The organism is Halomonas sp. 3A7M (assembly GCF_014897875.1).
GTDB lineage: Bacteria > Pseudomonadota > Gammaproteobacteria > Pseudomonadales > Halomonadaceae > Vreelandella.
The window spans coordinates 39,251-57,725 of record NZ_JABUZD010000115.1 but is presented as its reverse complement, the minus strand read 5'-3'; the positions used below and the strand labels follow the sequence as shown (position 1 = coordinate 57,725).

The following is an 18,475-nucleotide window of genomic DNA, read 5'->3' as shown; positions in this document are numbered from 1 at the left end:
AGAAAGCGAGCTGAGCAACGACACAAGGCTGCTCATTCACGCAAAAGGCATCGCTGATGGACGAGACACGCCCTGTCAAAATTCAGGTTCGCGGCTTAAGCAAGGTATTTGGCAAGCAGCCGAAAAAAGCCCTTGAACTTCGTGACCAAGGTTTAAAACGCCCTGAAATTCTTGAGAAAACTGGTCAAACGTTAGGCCTTTCAAACATCTCATTCGATGTCTATGAAGGCGAACTGCTCGTCATTATGGGGCTTTCTGGTTCTGGCAAGTCAACGTTAATTCGGTGTTTGAACCGCCTGATTGATACCACCGAAGGCGAAATAATCATTGATGGCGAGAATATTCCCACGTTAAGCGAAAAGGCACTGTTAGAGTGTCGCCGCCGCCACTTTTCTATGGTTTTTCAAAACTTTGCACTGTTCCCACACCGTACTGTACGCCAAAACGCCGAGTTCGGGCTTGAAATCCGCGGTGTCGATAAAGCTGAGCGTAAGCAAATTGCCCAAAACGCGCTAACCCAAGTGGGGCTAGATGGCTGGGAAGAGGCTTATCCGAATCAACTTTCCGGTGGTATGCAACAGCGTGTCGGCCTAGCCCGCGCCCTAGCGAATGATTCCACCGTGCTATTAATGGATGAAGCCTTTTCAGCGCTGGACCCTTTAATCCGCAAGGATATGCAGCAAGAGCTGTTGCAACTGCAATCTAAAATGCAGAAAACAACCGTCTTCATTACCCATGATTTAGATGAAGCGCTCAATATTGGTGATCGCATCGTGCTGCTTAAAGATGGCGAAGTCGTTCAGATTGGTACACCTGAAGAAATATTAACCCAACCTGCTGATGACTATGTGCGCCGCTTTATCGAAGGTGTCGATCGTTCGCGTGTATTAACCGCCGAGAGCGCCATGCGCCCCGTGCGCTCTACCGCCCGCGAAAGCGACGGCCCGCGCACTGCACTACATCGTATGCGTGACCACAGTATTGATTCAATTTATGTCACTGATCGTGACCGCCGCCTCATCGGCCTGTTAGAGGCCGATGAGGCGAGCAAGGCGATTGATGCCAAGTCAGATACTATTATTGATCACCTGACTCAAGACTTCCGCAAAGTCCCCCCAGAGGAACCCCTGCAAAACCTGTTCGCTATGTTTAGCGATAAAAGCTTTCCCATCGCCGTCATTGACGAGCAGCGGCGGTTGCTAGGCGTCGTTGTGAAGGGCGCAGTACTGGATGAATTAGCACGGGCAGGAGAACAGTAATGGATATTCCAAGCATCCCCCTTGGCGATTGGATCGAAAGTGGCCTGACCTGGTTGACCAGCGAATATTCAGCCGTCACCCGGGCAATTTCCCGCTTTACTCAAACCGGCATTGATGTTTTGAACGATAGCTTGATGTGGCTACCTGAGTGGGCGCTACTTGGGTTAATCGCCCTACTCTGCTGGAAGCTAGCGGGTGCTCGCTTAGCGATTGGTTCAGTCGCCGGGCTAGCCTTGATTTGGAATCTGGGTCTCTGGAACCCGATGATTGAGACGCTCACGCTGGTGGTTTTCGCAACCCTGGTTGCCGTGGTTATCGCATTGCCTGTCGGCATTGCTGCGGCATTGTCTAATCGGCTGTACCGATTGATCATGCCGATATTGGACTTTATGCAGACCATGCCTGCCTTTGTTTACCTGATACCAGCCATTCCGTTTTTCGGCATTGGTTCTGTATCCGCCATTTTTGCAACGGTAATTTTCTCGATGCCGCCGGCGATTCGCTTCACAACGTTAGGTATTCGCCAGGTGCCGGTTGAGCTTATTGAAGCCGCCGATGCCTATGGCGCAACGCGCAGCCAAAAACTTTTCAAAGTTCAGCTTCCGCTCTCGCTACCTACGGTGATGGCGGGTATTAACCAGACCATTATGCTGGCACTTTCGATGGTGGTTATCGCCGCTATGATTGGTGCAGATGGCCTGGGTAGCGAAGTGTGGCGCGCTATTCAGCGACTACGCCCCGGTGATGGCTTTGAAGCGGGTATTGCCGTGGTCATTCTGGCCATGCTACTTGACCGTTTAACTCAGTCACTACGGAAAACGCGCCGCTCACAGTGAACCAAGCTATGAAAGGTCACGCAGACAATCACACTGCGTTGACCGGTCTTCTTGATGAACGCTTTTTACATGTGCATGCTGGTCGTATCTTCGAATTCTTAATTTAAGTGCATCTGATAGCATACTTACTACGGTTGTGGCGCTTACTCACCCTATTGATAACTGCCAACAACTGTTTCCCCAAGGAGCAAGTGAATGAAAACTCGTACGTTGAATCACCGGATCCGCCTCGCCTCATTAGCCCTCATTGCTGGCACTGGCATTGCCGCTGGAAGTCTGGCCCACGCCCAAGACCAGGGCACTATCAACCTTGCCTATGTTGAATGGTCGTCTGAAGTAGCCTCTACCAACGTCGTCGCTGCTGTATTAGAGCAAGCTGGTTTCGATGTTGAACTAACGTCACTTTCTGCCGCCGCTATGTTCCAGGCACTTTCCACTGGCGACGCCGATGCCATCGTCGCCGCTTGGCTACCCACGACTCACGCTGACTACATGGAGCGTGTAGGTGACAATATTGAAGATCTCGGCATGAACTTGGATGGCACCAAGCTGGGATTGGTAGTACCGGCTTATACAGATGTCGATTCTATTGCCGACCTAAACGACAACGCCGACAGCTTTAACGGCGAGATCATTGGTATTGACCCCGGTGCAGGCCTAATGGCGCTGTCCGAAGAGGTCGTGGATACCTATGACCTCGGGCTGCGCCTGCGTAGCGGTAGCGGTGCCACCATGACCGCAGCGCTTTCAAGCGCGATTAACAATGAGGAAGATGTTGTGGTGACTGGCTGGACACCACACTGGATGTTTGCCCGCTTCGACCTGAAATACCTCGAAGACCCGGAAAATGTCTATGGCGGTGCTGAGCAGATTCACACGGTGGTGCGCCAAGACCTAAAAGATGACATGCCAGAAGCCTACGCCATCCTTGACGCCTTCGAGTGGACGCCCGAGCAGATGGGTGAGGTCATGCTGATGAACCAGGAAGATGGCAGCGACCCCTACGAAAATGCTAAGCAGTGGGTTGAAGATAATCAAGATGTAGTCGAGCTGTGGCTAAGTAACTAATGTTGTCTTGGCTAAATCCAGTTTATTAGTAGAATGATTAATGAGCTGAAGTTGCACTTCGCTTCAGCTCATTTGTTTAAACCCACTGTTTTCAAACAACAATATAGCTTTAATTAGTACGGTAAACCCATGCTAAATGGAGCCATATGAGGAGCGTACTGTGTTTAAGAACATTATGGTACCAGTCGATCTTGCTCATCTAGAGCTACTGGAGCCTGCCTTAAGCGTAGTGGCAGACATTGCTAAGCGATATGACGCTCATATCATCTACGTTGGCGTTACCGCAAATACACCTACAAGCGTTGCCCGCACTCCCCAAGAGTACGAGCAAAAACTTGAAGCTTTTGCCCACGAGCGACATAAAGTGCACGGTCAACCGGTAAGTATTAGGGTTTACAGCTCGACGGATCCCATTGCTAATGTGGACAAGCAGCTTGTTGATGCAGTGGAGGAAACGGGGGCTGATTTGGTGGTAATGGCAACACATTTACCCCGCCACCTGGACATTATTATGCCGTCCCATGGCGGCAAAGTAGCCACCCACACAGACGTCTCCGTTTTCCTGATTCGAGTGACCCAATAAACGCGCTCTTGCGTTGTAGAAGCAATGCGTTGACAACTCGCGCTTAACAGCGCGCACTTTTAATAATGATGGGAGCAAATTTGTGGATAAAAAACCGCAAAATCGACCACCTGAAGAGCCAGTATCAGAGGGCATACCCGCCCCTGACGGCCCAGCGAATCTAATAGATACCGATTACGTTATCGGTCAAGACAACATCACTACCACCAGGATGGGGGTGAGCCTTGATCTACATGGCAAGGTGTTCACCATTTCATCGATTGTGGTGCTTCTGTTTGTCGTATTAACCCTCGCGCTACAAGACACTATCGCACCGGTGTATGACGCCATTTTTAGTTTCTTGACCGGTAATTTAGCGTGGTTCTTTATACTTGCCGCCAATGTTTTCGTTATTCTGTGTCTTGGGTTAATTGTTTCGCCACTCGGTAAAATTCGCATCGGCGGCGCTGATGCAAAGCCCGATTTTACCTATGTGGGCTGGTTTTCAATGCTATTTGCTGCGGGCATGGGCATCGGCCTGATGTTCTTTGGCGTTAACGAGCCATTGACCCACTTTGGTACCTCTTTTGATGGAGGTAGCTGGGCACCATTAGCGGGTGCGGAGGGCGATGCTGCAGGCGCAGCTGCGCTGGGTATGGCAGCGACTATCTTTCATTGGGGCCTTCACCCCTGGGCGATTTACGCAGTAGTAGCGCTGTCACTTGCCTTATTTTCGTTCAACAAAGGGCTACCGCTGTCTATGCGCTCGGTATTCTACCCAATTCTGGGTGAGCGCGTCTGGGGTTGGCCGGGGCATTTAATCGACATTCTGGCGGTCTTTGCCACGCTGTTTGGCCTAGCGACATCGCTTGGTTTGGGGGCGACTCAAGCAGCGGCAGGGTTAACCTACTTGTTTGGCGCACCAGAAAGCGATATCACGATGATTCTGCTCATCATCGGCATCACGATTATTGCTATCGGGTCGGTTATGGCCGGTGTCGACAAAGGCGTTCAGTTGCTTTCAAAAGTCAACATCGCCATGGCGGCTTTGCTGCTGTTCTTCGTTATTGCCGTGGGTCCAACACTGCTTATTGCGACAGGCTTCTTTGAAAACCTAATTAGCTACGCCGTTAACCTGCCGGCTCTATCGAATCCGTTTGGCCGTGAAGATGCGAACTTTAGCCAAGGCTGGACGGCCTTCTACTGGGCTTGGTGGATCTCCTGGTCCCCGTACGTAGGTATGTTTATCGCACGGGTTTCTCGTGGCCGCACCGTTCGTGAATTCTTAGTCTCGGTACTGATTGTACCCTCCGTGGTATCGGTACTGTGGATGACCACCTTTGGCGGCACCGCCATTGATCAGTACGTTAGCGAAGGCATTGAAGCCGTGCGCGACGCCGGTGTGGATCTGCAGCTGTTCATCATGCTTGAACAACTACCGCTGTCACAAATCACCTCGTTTGTTGCGATTCTACTGGTCATTATTTTCTTTGTGACCTCTTCTGACTCAGGCTCACTGGTTATCGACTCAATTACTGCAGGCGGCAAGGTGGATGCACCGAAGCCTCAGCGCGTGTTCTGGGCGATTATCGAAGGGGCTATCGCAATTGCGTTGCTGCTTGGCGGTGGTCTGACCGCACTGCAAACTATGGCGGTTTCTACCGGTTTCCCGTTCACCATCATCTTGCTGGTGGCATGTTATGCCATTATCAAAGGGCTGATGAGCGAGCCTAAAGCGGTATGATGTGAATCGCTAACCATTGCACCGAATCGCAAACGGGCAGCCAAATGGCTGCCCGTTTGCGTTAAATAACGCTGCACTGCTCAAACCCAAATATCTTTCAACTGCGTCTCAGGCGTGTAGTGATGACTGATCTGCGCTTGTAACAGTTCGGCTGTCGCCAATGCATCAACCAGCGCGTGATGTCCTTGATAGACAGGCAGGCCATAGCGTTCTCGACTGGCATTTAAACGAATCGAAACAGGCGGACGCCCTAACCAACGGCGAAACCGTGCCCATAACGTTTGTCGATGCATGCGCGCTTCAAGCGACATCGTATCGATCATCGGGAACATCACCCCGTCTCCCCGTCGTGCCTTTACGGCAGCATCAAGAAACGGGCGTTCGATGTTGCGAAAATGTACCACCACAAGTCGCCCTGCCAGCACCGCTAGGAGCTCATCCAGCACGGCATCAAAGTCCGGGGCAGTGGCGATTTCAGAATGAGTGATGTGATGGTAAGCAATGGACGCCTCATCTAAGGGTCGCGAGGGTTTCACTACCCAGTAGCGACGCTGAGCAAGCGGAATGCGATCCAGTGTGAAAGGCACCACCCCAATGCTGACAATCGCATGACGCCGCTCGTCCAAACCGGTTGTTTCCATATCTAACGCAACCATCGGCACTTGCGCGATAGGCGTATCCGGACTAGGTAGCGGTGTTGCGAAAAATTCCCTAAGCGCACCATCATGGGTCTTTTCGGCACGCTCAGCCATATAGCCTATCCAGTTAGCTTGAACTACTTTTTGGCGGGGCCGAATTCCACGCATATTATCGCCCCTGCCGCTGAGTGGGTATTGGGTAGCGGAACTTTAAGAATTTTTGCGCGTTGTTGAGTACTTGGAAAGCATCTTTAAGCGTGTGGCGCTCGCTATCCTCAACATTCTCCGGTTCGATATTGTTATCGGGGAAACGGTCTTCCTGTAGGTCAATCACTTGATGACGAATCCGCGACATGCATAAAAACTCCAGCGCATAGCTCAGTTTGTCGCTAACGCCCGTCGCCAGTAGCTGAGTATTGCTAATATCGTTTAAGCGCTGGAACGAGTTTTGCGCTTTAGACCCACAGGCCAGCGCATGTACCCGAATAAGATCAACCATCGGGGCAGTACCACGCCGCTTTAGGTTGATTGAGTTGTTATGTTTGCCATCCTTTTCCATCACAAACGTGCGGAAGAACCCAAGCGGCGGTGTTCGATTCAGCGCATTACGGGCCATGGCCGCCAAAAACAGTGGCGACTGGGGCGCCGTTTGGGCAATCAAATCCTGGAGCGCTTCAACAAGATGGTCTTCGCCGTAAATGCTGTCTAAATCAAAGAAAATCGAACTATGGAGTAATCGTTCAGGGGTTGGGTTCGCCATCCAGTCTTGGAAATAACGCTTCCAAACATGCAACGGCTGACGCCACTGGCGGTTAGTCGCCATCACATCGCCTTTACAGTAGGTATAACCGCAGGCATCTAAGCCATCGCTGACAAAGGCCGCTAACGCGTGGAAATAGTCGTCGTGTTCGTCGGGATTGAAGTCGTCTGACAAGATCAGTGCATTATCCTGGTCGGTGACGATACTTTGCTCATTCCGCGCCATGGAGCCGTTAACCATAAAACAGTAAGGCACCGGCGGTGGCCCCAGCGCTTCTTCGGCAAGCTCTAGCAGTCGCCGCGTAAAACTACGCCCAATAGTCGACAGGGCACTCCCCACCATCTGCGAATTAGCACCTTCTTGCACCATTCTTACAAAAGCTGCGCGCACATCTGGAGCAAGTTTTGCTAACCCCTGGGCGCTGGACTGGTTGAAAATATTGCTTACTAGGTACAGCCCACTTTGCGTCTCGTAACGAATAATATCGGAGAGGTGAACAACCCCAACCGGACGCTGGCGGTAAAGCACCGGTAAGTGGTGAACATTGTTACGCAGCATCGTCAGCATGGCTTCGTAAACCGACGCATCCGATTGAATGGTAATTAACCGTTCGGAAACAACCTCGCCAATGGCCGTTTGCGCTGACAGCCCTTCAGCTACAATGCGGGTACGGAAGTCACTATCCGTCAGAATACCGCACATTTGCCAGGTTTTGCCTTCGCTGTCCTGAAAGCTGTAACGTGGATTATCACTGCCTTCATTAATTACTAACACCGCCGACGCTTGAGCCTCGTTCACTTGCTTAGCGGCTTGCTGGACGGTAGTCGTGGACTCAACCATGACGGGATAACGCGTCACCAATTTGCGTATTCGCGTGACCATCATGTCGTTAGATTTTTTCTGCTGCTCTGCAGCGGTTTCTAAACGGGGGCGTTCGAGCTCAACAAAGTCAGCAAAATCATCGTCTTCTTCACATAACCGCTGAAAGACAGCGTTGGGAATAAAGTAGATCAGCGTGTCTTCGATCGCTTTGGCTGGAAAGCGCACTTTATGGTTTCGAAGCAGGCTAAAGTGGCCAAAGATGTCCCCTTCACCCAAGCGGTTATATAGCTCGCCCTGACGACGATAAACCTCAACTGCACCGCTACGGATAAAGCACAGCTCCTCAAGCATGTCGTTGAGCTCTAAAATGTGGCTACCGGTTTTGAAATAGCGCACTTCTACTTGCTCAGCTATGGCGTCTAGCAATGCATCCGATAAACCATCAAACGGGGGAAACTGCCCCATATGCTGACGTATTTCTAACAGTTCAACATCCATGCGATCTCCTGCACTTGGCGCGGCAGCATCATCAATAGATGAAGTTTGTCTTGGATAGCGTGTACCGTAAACCCTTCAATCACAAATGAGAGTGAACAAAAGCAAAAAAGCCCAGCAAAAACGCTGGGCTTTGTGCACTAACAGACTGGCAGCAGCAGGACCGATACTTCGCAGGTTAAGGAAAATCTGTCACTATCCAAAACACTATCTGACTGGAACTAGTTATGACTGATTAGCCATTTCCTGAACACGCTGCATCATCTCAGGATCTTGCTGGATTGACTGACCAATGGCGTTAAAGGTATCAACATCTAGACCGCTATCTTCAACGACTTCGATCATGCGGTCGTTGGCTTCAGCGCGAACTTCCTGTTGGGTGTTTTCATCTTCTGCTTCCTGCAGACGCTGTGTGTACTCTTGAGAGATCACGGCGATTTCTTGAGAAGCATCGGCGAACTGCTGTAGCTGCTCATCAGAGAAATCCTGAACGGGCGCTTGTTGGGCAGCCATCGGATCCTGAGCGGGGTCTTGGGCTTGCTGTGCATGAGCGGTGCCGACCAGAAGACCAGTAGCGAGAAGAGCAGCAGAGAACAGAGCAGTCATACGTTGCATAGTAAGAAACCTCATTGGCGCGTTATGAATGTGCACCATGTGACGCGTCGTTCAGGTACAGGTTCAACTTTTTATGTAAAAGTTAGTAACATAATGAAAATTTAAGCAACGCAAAACTAAGCAGAAAAGGCCCACATCGAGGAACTATGTCCAACACTATCAATAGTTTAAAAAATGTAAATATGGCTTCTTTAGGCCTTGCCGCTATGCCTGGATTATTTGTTTTGCTCTGGAGCACGGGGTTCATTGGCGCAAAATTTGGTCTGCCCTACGCAGAACCTTTTACCTTTTTGTTTATTCGTTTCATGCTCACCCTGATGTTGCTTGCTCCACTGACGTGGCTAATGCGCATAGCATGGCCCTCATCGCTAGCACTTTGGCTGCATATAGGCGTTTCAGGGCTTTTGGTACACGGCACTTATTTAGGTGGGGTTTTTTACGGTATCTACTTGGGCATGCCTGCTGGGCTGGCAGCGCTATTGGTTGGCCTACAGCCGCTGCTAACCGCAGCCTGTGCTGGCCCGCTTCTGGGGGAACGCTTAACCCCCCGCCAGTGGCTGGGGCTACTGTTTGGCCTTGTGGGCATCTGTCTGGTGTTGGGCAGCAAGCTAGAGTTCGGCACCTCACTTTTTGCTGGCTTTGGCCTTGGCGCCTTAGTTAGCGTGATGGCTGCTTTGGTGGGAATTTCACTGGGGACGCTTTATCAGAAACGCTACTGCACCAGCATGCCACTTCTTTCTGGGGCGGTTATTCAATACATAGCGGCAGGCATGCTGCTGGGCATCGGAGCACTGCTGTTTGAAACCCGCCAGGTCGAATGGAGCATAACGTTTGTGCTCACTCTTGGCTGGCTAGTACTTATTCTGTCTATCGCCGCCATCCTGCTATTAATGGTGTTGATTAAAAAGGGCGAAGCATCCCGCGTTGCCAGCCTGTTTTATCTGGTGCCACCCGTGACTGCGCTACAAGCATGGTGGCTTTTCGACGAACGCCTACCCCTGCTCGGGCTGGCAGGTATGGTCATTGCCATTGCTGGGGTGGTCATGGTGGTACGTAAGCCTAGCAACAAAGGAGAGGCTTAAAGCGCTACAAGCGCTCCAAATAACGAACACCGCCTAGATTACGCATTTGCTGAAGAATCCACTGGCTGCGGCGCTCTACCTGGGCGTCTGGGCGTGACGCGCTGCGGGTACGCGGACTGGGAAGAATCGCCGCTAGCAGGCTTGCTTGCCGTTCGGTCAATGCACTGCCAGAAGCGCCAAAATAGCGCCCTGCCGCCGCTTCTAGTCCAAATACTCCCGTATCCCACTCAGCGACGTTTAAATACACTTCCAGTATGCGTTGCTTGCTCCACAGCATTTCGATCAGCAACGTAAACCATACTTCTAGCCCCTTACGGGCCCAGCTACGGCCGCTCCATAAAAAAACATTTTTGGCTGTTTGCTGGCTGAGCGTGCTGGCACCCCGCAATCGTTCGCCATCGAGACTGGCCTTCAGGGCACGCTTCAACTCAACTAAATCAAAACCACGATGCTGAGGAAAGCGCTGGTCTTCAGCAGCGATAACCGCCAACTTGGCATTGCTGGATAGATTGTCCCAGCTTCTCCACTGGCGTTGTATATCGATAGGTTCGCTGTTTATCCAGCTTTGAATTTTGCGCTCTACCATGACCATTGAGCCAGGAGGTGGCACAAAACGGAATAGTAAAACCAGCGCAATTGAGAGAACAATAAAAGCCAGCGCGCCACGCCAAATAAGACGCCATATCAAACCAAGAAAACGGCGCAACGCGCGATTGAGCATTTCGATATCCTTAGCGCTTCATGAGGTGTTCTGCATGATAGCGCATATGCTCCTCAATGAACGAGGCGATAAAGAAGTAGCTATGATCGTAACCTGGCTGGCGGCGCAACGTCAGTGGGTGATCATGCTCTTCACACACGGCTTCCAAACGCTCTGGCATCAGTTGCTCACCCAGGAACTGGTCGGCCTCACCTTGATCGATAAATAACCGTTGACGAGAGGCACCATTAGCGACCAGCTCACAAGCATCATACTGGCGCCAGCGCGACTGGTCGTCGCCTAAATAGCTGGTAAACGCATTTTGCCCCCAAGGACAGTTCATTGGGTTAACAATAGGTGCAAAAGCGGAAACCGAACGGAACCGGCCAGGGTGACGCAACGCCAGAATTAACGCGCCGTGACCGCCCATGGAGTGACCACTGATCGATTCACGCCCATTCACAGGGAAGTGCTGACGCACCACTGAAGGCAGCTCTTCAATCACGTAATCATACATGCGGTAATTCGATTTCCAGGGGGCTTGGGTGGCATTCACATAAAAACCAGCGCCCGATCCTAGATCGTAACTTTCATGCTCACCGGGCAGCTCAGTGCCGCGTGGGCTGGTATCGGGGCAAACAATCGCCACCCCTAGCTCAGCAGCAATTCGGTGTGCGCCCGCTTTCTGCATAAAATTTTCATCGTTACAGGTTAGACCTGACAACCACCAAAGCAGCGGCACGCGCTCGCTCTCTGCTTGAGGAGGCAGGTAAACCGCGAACACCATGTCGCAATCCAGCGCCCGGGAGTAGTGGCGGTAGCGCTTGTGCCAGCCACCAAAACTGCGATTGGCAGACACTAGTTCTAAAGTTTCACTCATGCTCATGGGCCGGCTCCTTAAAAAGATGAAAACGCGGAGGGTTTCCCCTACCGCGCTCATTTACCCTATTACCAATGATACTCAGTAATGCAGCACGGTACGAATGCTCTTACCTGCATGGAGCAATTCGAAGGCTTCATTAATTTGCTCAAACGGCATGTCGTGGGTAATAAAGTCGTCGATATTCAGCTCACCATTCATATAGCGCTCGACGTAACCTGGTAACTCACTGCGTCCTTTAACACCACCAAACGCAGAGCCTTTCCAAACTCGTCCGGTAACCAGTTGGAAAGGACGCGTGGAGATCTCTTCGCCCGCACCCGCGACACCAATGACAATCGACTCCCCCCAGCCTTTATGGCAGCACTCAAGGGCCGAACGCATCACGTTAACATTGCCGATACACTCAAAGGAGTAATCAACACCACCGTCGGTCATATCGACGATTACCTGCTGAATCGGGTCGCTGTAGTCTTTCGGATTAACGAAGTCAGTCGCGCCAAACTGCTTGGCCAATGCAAATTTATCGGGGTTCACATCGATGGCAATAATCTTCGCGGCTTTTGCCATGACTCCCCCTTGGATGACCGCCAAACCAATCGCGCCCAAACCAAAAACGGCGATGGTGGAGCCTGGCTCTACTTTTGCCGTATTCAGTACCGCACCGATACCGGTAGTAACGCCGCAGCCCAATAGGCAGATTTTATCCATCGGCGCTTCTTTAGAGACCACCGCAAGCGATACCTCCGGCAGCACGGTGTACTCACTGAAAGTCGACGTGCCCATGTAGTGATGCAGCATTTTGCCATCTAGTGAAAAGCGCGAGGTGCCATCAGGCATCACACCTTTACCTTGAGTAGCGCGCACGCTGCCACACAGGTTTGTTTTACCGGATAGGCAGAATTTACATTTGCCGCACTCGGCGGTGTACAGCGGAATAACATGGTCACCCGGCTTAACGCTGGTCACACCCTCGCCAACTTCTTGCACCACACCAGCACCTTCGTGGCCCAATACCGCTGGGAAATTACCTTCGGGGTCAGCGCCAGAAAGGGTATAAGCATCGGTATGGCATACGCTCGTCGCTGCCATCTTCACCAGTACCTCGCCCGCTTTTGGACCTTCCACATCGATCTCAACTAATTCAAGCGGCTTACCCGCTTCGAGTGCTACGGCGGCACGTGATTTCATCTATGCATCTCCTTAACGGTCACATAAAACTGAAGGCTGTTTTATCGGACTCGTTTTAATCGAATCAGATTCAATGACTGCAGTGTAGGCCAGCTAGGCGAGTGAGATAAAGCGGGATACACTCACAAGATTATTGCTACTGAGCAACAATCAGAGATTAATTAAGGATCGTTCGTGCAACACTGGGATCGTATTGAGGCATTCGTCGAGGTGGTAAGACTGGGAACATTCTCAGCGGCCGCACGCCATTTAAAGGTATCGACATCGCATATTAGCCGCTTAGTGAGCCAGCTGGAAAATCAATTGGGTGTTCAGCTTTTGTACCGCACAACACGGCAAATTCGTTTAACCGATGCTGGGGCAATCTACGTTGAGCACTGCCGCCATCTTTTTGATGGCCTGCGCGATGCAGAGCAAGCGATCAGCGAGCTTCAGGCAAATCCACGTGGGCTGCTGAAACTGACCTCAGCGACAACATTCGGCGAGCGCTACATCGCGCCACTGGTGAATGACTTTCAGTGCCTGCATCCGCAGCTTGAAGTACATATGCACTTCACTAACCGCCCCGTAGAAATTATTGAAGAGGGCTACGATATTGCCATTCGTATGGGGGTACTCAAAGACTCTAGCTTGATTGCTCGGCGGCTATGCGAACGGCAGGAGTATGTCGTGGGATCCCGGGCTTACTTCCGTCAGGCTACCCGGCCACATACGCTGTCGGAACTTAGCCAACACCGTTGTCTGATGGGTTCGCGGCCTAACTGGTTGTTTGAAGTCAACGGTCAGCGCCGCGAAGTTAAAGTGGAAGGCTGCTGGAGCGGCAATTCCGGCCCCGCGCTGCTTGACGCCGCACTTAAAGGACTGGGGCTTGCTCAACTGCCGGATTACTACGTAGCCCCCTATCTTGCCAGTGGCGAACTGGTGTCCGTTTTGGAACCTTTCCAACACAACGATACGGCGGTATGGGCGGTATACCCTCGACACCGCCACCTATCACCTAAAATCCGTCAGCTCGTCGATTACTTGGTGGCCAATATTGACGCAACGCTGCCCCCCTCTACTTACTAACACTCAATGGCGTTAACAGCCAAACCACCTTTTGACGTTTCTTTGTATTTATCCTGCATATCTCGGCCAGTGTCACGCATGGTGCGAATCACTTTATCCAACGATACAAAATGATCACCATCACCATGCATCGCCATACGCGCAGCATTGATCGCCTTCACCGAGGCAATGGCGTTTCGCTCAATACACGGCACTTGTACCAACCCCGCCACAGGGTCGCAAGTTAGGCCAAGATTATGTTCTAGACCAATCTCAGCAGCGTTCTCTACCTGCTTTGGCGAGCCGCCCAGCACTTCTGCAAGCCCCGCTGCGGCCATCGCACAAGCAGAGCCGACTTCTCCCTGGCAGCCAACTTCCGCACCAGAAATAGACGCGTTCTTTTTACACAATATGCCCATTGCTCCCGCGGCCAACAAAAAAGCCACTATGTCGTCGTCACAGGCATCTGGCTCAAATTTCAAATAGTACGCCAGCACAGCAGGCACAATACCGGCAGCACCGTTTGTCGGTGCAGTGACCATCCGTTTACCCGCGGCGTTCTCTTCATTCACCGCCAGCGCAAACAAATTGACCCAATCCATCACAGTAAAGCTCGATACAATTAAGCGTTGGTTCTGCGGCGGTGAAAGCAGCTGTTGGTGCAAACTATGGGCACGTCGCCGAACATTTAATCCACCGGGCAAGTGCCCCGTCGCTTTTAAGCCATTTTCAATGCTGGTGCGCATGGCTTGCCAAATCGTTAGCAGCTCTGTGCGAATCACCTCTTCACTGCGCCATGCTTTTTCGTTTTCAAACATGAGCTCACTGATACGCAAACCATTTGTTTGGCAGAGCGCTAACAACTCATTAGCCGTTTCAAATGGGTAAGGTAGCGCGGTTTTGTCTTCGTCTAGCCCACCCTGATCGGCGCAGGCTTGATCAACATAAAAGCCACCACCAAGGGAATAGTAAGTATTCGCCGCAATAACCGTATCGTCCTGATAAGCCGTTAACACCATAGCGTTCGGGTGAAATGGCAGGCAGTGGTCGTCCCACTCAATATCCTGGCTGCGATCAAACGATAGCGCTTGCCCATTAGGCAGCGTTAACAGAGCGCCTTCATCTAGCGCTCGTAGCCGCTCAGTCATGGTGTCAGGGTCAATTGACTCTGGCGTTTCACCCATCAAACCCATGATGACCGCACTATCAGTACCATGCCCGATGCCGGTAGAAGCTAGCGAACCGTGAAGCCTAACCACAATGCGCGTCAGCGACGGTGAGGTAACCGCTTGGCTAAAATCGCGCGCCGCACGCATCGGCCCAACCGTATGAGAGCTTGATGGGCCAATCCCAATTCTGAAGAGATCAAAAACGCTTATTGCCATTGTGTTGTCTGCCCCTCAGCGGTAGTTGTTGATCACCTAATAACCTAGTTACTTTGCAGCCTTAATCCACTATTAGTCGAGCAGCTCACATTAAGTTCGACGTGCGAGCACAGAAGTGTGGCGATATAATGAACATTCTTCTATGCATGTTTTTAAGCATCTCTCTTACAACGTCATCTCTCCGATAAGGATGTTGGTATGCCATCTTCCCCACCGCAGTGGCCACTCAGTTTTGGATATACGCTTCTGCGCGCAACGCTTTATATGCTTTTTGTCGCTGGTATCGCCCAGGGTGGATATTTTGAGGCTCTCTACCTACCCGATGTGCGCTATACCGAACTAGGCTTTACAGAGTTCGCTCAAACCCTGGTGCTGGCCAGCTGTTGTGGCTTACTCATCTACGTGCGCCAGGTACTCAAGGTATGGCCTACTGTTACGCTACTATTGCTGGCGTTTGTGGCTGCACAGGTCAACATGGATTCCCGCTAAGGGCCTGCGGGAATGACGAAGGCGGCTCGGAGGGCTGGGGTGAAGTCATCGTCAGGCACTTATTAAATAAAGCCAATCGGCGTTTTTTTGCCTTCAGAAAGAAAAAAGCCAGTCAGCCTTAACTGACTGGCATTAGCCCCGTAAGTAGGGCCTTTTTTGTTGATCACGCTGATAACAGCGTTTAACTATTATGTGACGAGTACAGCGCGCGAATTTTCAGCGTGTGCTCAACTTTCTTCAACGCTTCTAGGGCCTGTGGGCCGTAGGCTTTATCGACATCAATGACCACGTAGCCCACTTTGTCATTGGTTTGCAGGTACTGACCTGAAATGTTGATGCCGTTTTCAGACAGTACGCGGTTAATTTGCGATAACACGCCCGGCACGTTGTCATGAATGTGCAACAGACGATGCTTATCCGGGTGAGCGGGCAGTGCTACTTCGGGGAAGTTAACAGAAGTAACCGTGGTGCCATTATCCGAATACGTAATCAGCTTTTCAGCCACTTCAATACCGATATTCTCCTGAGCTTCCAGGGTAGAACCACCGATATGAGGGGTTAAAATCACGTTATCCAGGCCGCGCAACGGGCTTTGGAACTCTTCATCGTTGCCCTTCGGCTCTACCGGGAAGACATCAATGGCGGCACCGTTAAGCTTGCCCGCTTTAATCGCCTCGGCCAGAGGCTCAATCTCAACAACGCTACCACGGGCTGCGTTAATCAGGATGGCGCCCTGCTTCATGGTTGCGATCTCTTTCTCGCCAATCATCCAGCGCGTAGCAGGCAAGTCAGGAACGTGCAGGCTGACCACGTCAGAGCGTGCTAACAGTTGCTCCAGACTCGCTACCTGATTCGCGTTACCCATGCCTAGCTTGGTGATCACATCGTAATAGATAACGTTGAAACCAAGCGATTCTGCCAGCACTGAAAGCTGCGCACCGATGCTACCGTAACCAACGATACCCAGGGTTTTGCCCCGCGCTTCGTGGGAGTTTTTCGCCGATTTCAGCCAGCCGCCCTGGTGGGCGCGAGCATTCTTCTCGGGGATACCACGTAGCAGCATGATGGCTTCTGCCAGTACCAGCTCTGCAACTGAGCGGGTATTCGAGTACGGCGCGTTAAAGACCGCGATACCGCGCTTAAGGGCTGCCGTTAAATCAACTTGGTTCGTGCCGATACAGAAACAGCCAACGCCCACCAGCTTTTCTGCCGCGTCAAATACGCGCTCATTGAGCTGCGTACGCGAACGAATGCCGATGAAGTGCACATCGCGAATCTTTTCGATCAGCGACGCCTCATCTAGCGATGTCGGCAGGTGCTCGATGTTCTCGTAACCTGCGTTGTGAAAATTGTCCACCGCGCTTTGGTGGACGCCCTCGAGCAGCAGGATCTTGATCTTGCTCTTGTCCAGGGACGTTTTGGCCATGGCTGAATCAACCTCTATGGTCGGCGGCATGCGCCGTGTATCGGTTCACGGGAGGTGCATATGGTAGCACAACCACAGCCGCTCTCGGCGTCTTGAGATGATGAAAAGTGTGCGTTTACAAGATGAACCAGACGCAAGTAGCAGAATTGACCCGGGATGAGGGCAGACGCCACCCCCTTAGCTCGGTGTATACTGGGCGTTTATTTTTTGATAACACGGCTATAGCCACAGTCGCCGCCCTTAATCAGCGTCAGGGCGCCAGCAAAATAGTAGGCCTTACCCAATGAGCGATAACACTCCACCAGCGCAAGATTTCGCCGCAACGGTTTCACAGCTTGAAACCATTGTGGAACGCCTTGAGTCCGGCGAACTCTCATTGGAGAACGCTCTGACCGCGTTTGAGCAAGGCGTGCGACTCACGCGTGAAGCCCAGCAGCGGCTCGACAACGCCGAACTAAAAGTTCGCGCACTAAGTGAAGACCGCGATGGTAAGCTTGACATTACCTCTTTCGCGACGGCGCCAGAAACGGACAATGCCACAGGTCACGGCAACGACAGCGAGGAAACGCCGCCATGGTAACAACAGCTAATGCTTCTCAACTGGCGACGCTGCGCCAGGCGAGTAACACACGGGTGGATGCCACACTTTCAGCCTTGTTTGACTCCCAACCAGCCGTCGCGCCACGCCTGGAAGCCGCTATGCGTCACGGCCTATTGGTAGGTGGTAAGCGCTTGCGGCCACTGCTGGTATATCTCGCAGGTAATGCGCTAGGGGCGCGGGACGACGCATTGGATGCCCCTGCAGCAGCCATTGAGCTGATTCATGCGTACTCATTGATTCATGACGATCTGCCTGCCATGGACGATGACGACCTGCGTCGCGGCCAACCCACTGTGCATAAAGCGTTCGATGAAGCCACCGCAATTTTAGCGGGAGACGCACTGCAAGCACTGGCCTTCGAGGTACTTGCCAGCCAGCCTCATCCACGGCTTGGCAGCATGGTCACCACGCTGGCCGTTGCCTCTGGCCGGGCAGGAATGGTCGCAGGCCAGGCACTCGACTTAGCCGCCGTAGGTGGCCATCCGGACGTGGATGCCTTAGCTCATATGCATGCCCACAAAACTGGCGCGCTGATTGTGGCCGCAGTGCGCTTAGGCGGCTTAGTCGCAGTGGATGAAAACGATCCTCGGCTTGCCGCTCTGATTCGCTACGCCCGCGCCATTGGTCTAGCCTTCCAGATTCATGACGATGTCCTTGATGTGACGGGCGATACCGTCACACTGGGTAAAATCTCTGGCGCTGATGCTGCACGTGCCAAGCCGACTTACCCTAGCTTACTGGGACTTTCCGGCGCACAACGCAAAGCAAATATGCTTATCGAAGAGGCCATTGCCGCCCTCGCCCCGCTTGGCGAGCAAGGCGCACCGCTGGCCGATCTTGCCCACTATATGATCGAGCGCGACCACTAAACGATG

Annotated in this window: 18 protein-coding genes; 10 read left to right on the top strand and 8 right to left on the bottom strand. The window is 52.1% G+C overall.

All coding sequences use genetic code 11. The features are described from left to right. Positions 1-56 precede the first annotated feature (56 nt). The 5 genes from INT19_RS10650 to INT19_RS10630 all read left to right on the top strand — a co-directional run bounded on the left by INT19_RS10650 (position 57) and on the right by INT19_RS10630 (position 5,469). Entirely contained in the window at positions 57-1,259 is a 1,203-nt protein-coding gene (locus INT19_RS10650) for a quaternary amine ABC transporter ATP-binding protein (RefSeq protein WP_089039602.1), read from the top strand. Beyond that, positions 1,259-2,095, top strand: coding sequence for an ABC transporter permease (locus INT19_RS10645; RefSeq protein WP_089039603.1), 837 nt, complete (start codon positions 1,259-1,261; stop codon positions 2,093-2,095). The genes INT19_RS10650 and INT19_RS10645 overlap by 1 nt, the downstream gene beginning before the upstream one ends. A gap of 195 nt (positions 2,096-2,290) precedes the next feature. After that, a complete protein-coding gene (locus INT19_RS10640) occupies positions 2,291-3,163 on the top strand; it encodes a glycine betaine ABC transporter substrate-binding protein (RefSeq protein ID WP_193060700.1) in 873 nt (290 codons plus the stop codon). Positions 3,164-3,323: 160 nt separating this feature from the next. Next, complete coding sequence (locus INT19_RS10635) at positions 3,324-3,746, top strand: universal stress protein (RefSeq protein ID WP_193060699.1); 423 nt, start codon at positions 3,324-3,326, stop codon at positions 3,744-3,746. 82 nt (positions 3,747-3,828) lie between these two features. After that, positions 3,829-5,469 (top strand): BCCT family transporter, encoded by a 1,641-nt coding sequence (locus tag INT19_RS10630; protein ID WP_193060698.1) that lies wholly within the window; start codon positions 3,829-3,831, stop codon positions 5,467-5,469. 80 nt (positions 5,470-5,549) lie between these two features. Here the strand turns inward: INT19_RS10630 and INT19_RS10625 are convergent, their stop codons facing one another. The 3 genes from INT19_RS10625 to INT19_RS10615 all read right to left on the bottom strand — a co-directional run bounded on the left by INT19_RS10625 (position 5,550) and on the right by INT19_RS10615 (position 8,799). Continuing rightward, positions 5,550-6,275 carry a 3'-5' exonuclease gene (locus INT19_RS10625; protein WP_089039606.1) on the bottom strand — a complete coding sequence of 242 codons (726 nt, stop codon included), beginning with the start codon at positions 6,273-6,275 and terminating at the stop codon, positions 5,550-5,552. 1 nt (position 6,276) lies between these two features. Beyond that, positions 6,277-8,187, bottom strand: coding sequence for a DUF294 nucleotidyltransferase-like domain-containing protein (locus tag INT19_RS10620; RefSeq protein ID WP_193060697.1), 1,911 nt, complete (start codon positions 8,185-8,187; stop codon positions 6,277-6,279). Between the two features lie 222 nt (positions 8,188-8,409). Next, a complete protein-coding gene (locus INT19_RS10615; RefSeq protein WP_193060696.1) occupies positions 8,410-8,799 on the bottom strand; it encodes a DUF4168 domain-containing protein in 390 nt (129 codons plus the stop codon). Between the two features lie 146 nt (positions 8,800-8,945). Here INT19_RS10615 and INT19_RS10610 point away from each other — a divergent pair, with 146 nt between their 5' ends. Further along, positions 8,946-9,881, top strand: coding sequence for a DMT family transporter (locus INT19_RS10610; RefSeq protein WP_193060695.1), 936 nt, complete (start codon positions 8,946-8,948; stop codon positions 9,879-9,881). Between the two features lie 4 nt (positions 9,882-9,885). Here the strand turns inward: INT19_RS10610 and mtgA are convergent, their stop codons facing one another. From mtgA to INT19_RS10595, 3 genes are all read right to left on the bottom strand, one after another. Continuing rightward, the gene (gene mtgA / locus INT19_RS10605) at positions 9,886-10,602 is read right to left on the bottom strand and encodes a monofunctional biosynthetic peptidoglycan transglycosylase (protein ID WP_193060694.1); all 717 of its coding nucleotides are present in this window, start codon (positions 10,600-10,602) and stop codon (positions 9,886-9,888) included. Between the two features lie 10 nt (positions 10,603-10,612). Beyond that, positions 10,613-11,467, bottom strand: a complete 855-nt coding sequence (gene fghA / locus INT19_RS10600; protein ID WP_193060693.1) for an S-formylglutathione hydrolase — start codon at positions 11,465-11,467, stop codon at positions 10,613-10,615. A gap of 75 nt (positions 11,468-11,542) precedes the next feature. Beyond that, on the bottom strand, positions 11,543-12,652 hold the full coding sequence (locus INT19_RS10595; protein ID WP_089039612.1) for an S-(hydroxymethyl)glutathione dehydrogenase/class III alcohol dehydrogenase: 1,110 nt from the start codon (positions 12,650-12,652) through the stop codon (positions 11,543-11,545). A gap of 174 nt (positions 12,653-12,826) precedes the next feature. Here INT19_RS10595 and INT19_RS10590 point away from each other — a divergent pair, with 174 nt between their 5' ends. Beyond that, a complete protein-coding gene (locus INT19_RS10590) occupies positions 12,827-13,720 on the top strand; it encodes a LysR family transcriptional regulator (protein ID WP_193060692.1) in 894 nt (297 codons plus the stop codon). On the opposite strand, the gene INT19_RS10585 is transcribed toward INT19_RS10590, so the two are convergent. Then, positions 13,717-15,084, bottom strand: coding sequence for an L-serine ammonia-lyase (locus tag INT19_RS10585; RefSeq protein ID WP_193060691.1), 1,368 nt, complete (start codon positions 15,082-15,084; stop codon positions 13,717-13,719). The two genes, INT19_RS10590 and INT19_RS10585, sit on opposite strands and share 4 nt — an antisense overlap. A 198-nt stretch (positions 15,085-15,282) precedes the next feature. Between INT19_RS10585 and INT19_RS10580 the strand changes: the two genes are divergently transcribed. Further along, positions 15,283-15,573 carry a hypothetical protein gene (locus INT19_RS10580; RefSeq protein ID WP_446719025.1) on the top strand — a complete coding sequence of 97 codons (291 nt, stop codon included), beginning with the start codon at positions 15,283-15,285 and terminating at the stop codon, positions 15,571-15,573. A gap of 181 nt (positions 15,574-15,754) precedes the next feature. Here INT19_RS10580 and serA read toward each other — a convergent pair whose 3' ends face one another. After that, on the bottom strand, positions 15,755-16,999 hold the full coding sequence (serA, locus tag INT19_RS10575) for a phosphoglycerate dehydrogenase (protein WP_193060690.1): 1,245 nt from the start codon (positions 16,997-16,999) through the stop codon (positions 15,755-15,757). A gap of 283 nt (positions 17,000-17,282) precedes the next feature. On the opposite strand from serA, the gene INT19_RS10570 reads away from it, so the two are divergent. Both INT19_RS10570 and ispA read left to right on the top strand, forming a co-directional pair. Beyond that, on the top strand, positions 17,283-17,579 hold the full coding sequence (locus tag INT19_RS10570; protein ID WP_172422333.1) for an exodeoxyribonuclease VII small subunit: 297 nt from the start codon (positions 17,283-17,285) through the stop codon (positions 17,577-17,579). Beyond that, complete coding sequence (ispA, locus tag INT19_RS10565; RefSeq protein WP_193060689.1) at positions 17,573-18,469, top strand: (2E,6E)-farnesyl diphosphate synthase; 897 nt, start codon at positions 17,573-17,575, stop codon at positions 18,467-18,469. Before INT19_RS10570 ends, ispA begins: the two co-directional genes overlap by 7 nt. Positions 18,470-18,475: the final 6 nt, after the last annotated feature.

Excerpts from the sequence above, each read along its gene's own strand:
- INT19_RS10650 (WP_089039602.1), top strand. The coding sequence starts at position 57 with ATGGACGAGACACGCCCTGTCAAAATTCAGGTTCGCGGCTTAAGCAAG.
- INT19_RS10645 (WP_089039603.1), top strand. The coding sequence starts at position 1,259 with ATGGATATTCCAAGCATCCCCCTTGGCGATTGGATCGAAAGTGGCCTG.
- INT19_RS10640 (WP_193060700.1), top strand. The coding sequence starts at position 2,291 with ATGAAAACTCGTACGTTGAATCACCGGATCCGCCTCGCCTCATTAGCC.
- INT19_RS10625 (WP_089039606.1), bottom strand. The coding sequence starts at position 6,275 with ATGCGTGGAATTCGGCCCCGCCAAAAAGTAGTTCAAGCTAACTGGATA.
- INT19_RS10620 (WP_193060697.1), bottom strand. The coding sequence starts at position 8,187 with ATGGATGTTGAACTGTTAGAAATACGTCAGCATATGGGGCAGTTTCCC.
- INT19_RS10615 (WP_193060696.1), bottom strand. The coding sequence starts at position 8,799 with ATGCAACGTATGACTGCTCTGTTCTCTGCTGCTCTTCTCGCTACTGGT.
- INT19_RS10610 (WP_193060695.1), top strand. The coding sequence starts at position 8,946 with ATGTCCAACACTATCAATAGTTTAAAAAATGTAAATATGGCTTCTTTA.
- mtgA (WP_193060694.1), bottom strand. The coding sequence starts at position 10,602 with ATGCTCAATCGCGCGTTGCGCCGTTTTCTTGGTTTGATATGGCGTCTT.
- fghA (WP_193060693.1), bottom strand. The coding sequence starts at position 11,467 with ATGAGCATGAGTGAAACTTTAGAACTAGTGTCTGCCAATCGCAGTTTT.
- INT19_RS10595 (WP_089039612.1), bottom strand. The coding sequence starts at position 12,652 with ATGAAATCACGTGCCGCCGTAGCACTCGAAGCGGGTAAGCCGCTTGAA.
- INT19_RS10585 (WP_193060691.1), bottom strand. The coding sequence starts at position 15,084 with ATGGCAATAAGCGTTTTTGATCTCTTCAGAATTGGGATTGGCCCATCA.
- INT19_RS10580 (WP_446719025.1), top strand. The coding sequence starts at position 15,283 with ATGCCATCTTCCCCACCGCAGTGGCCACTCAGTTTTGGATATACGCTT.
- serA (WP_193060690.1), bottom strand. The coding sequence starts at position 16,999 with ATGGCCAAAACGTCCCTGGACAAGAGCAAGATCAAGATCCTGCTGCTC.
- INT19_RS10570 (WP_172422333.1), top strand. The coding sequence starts at position 17,283 with ATGAGCGATAACACTCCACCAGCGCAAGATTTCGCCGCAACGGTTTCA.
- ispA (WP_193060689.1), top strand. The coding sequence starts at position 17,573 with ATGGTAACAACAGCTAATGCTTCTCAACTGGCGACGCTGCGCCAGGCG.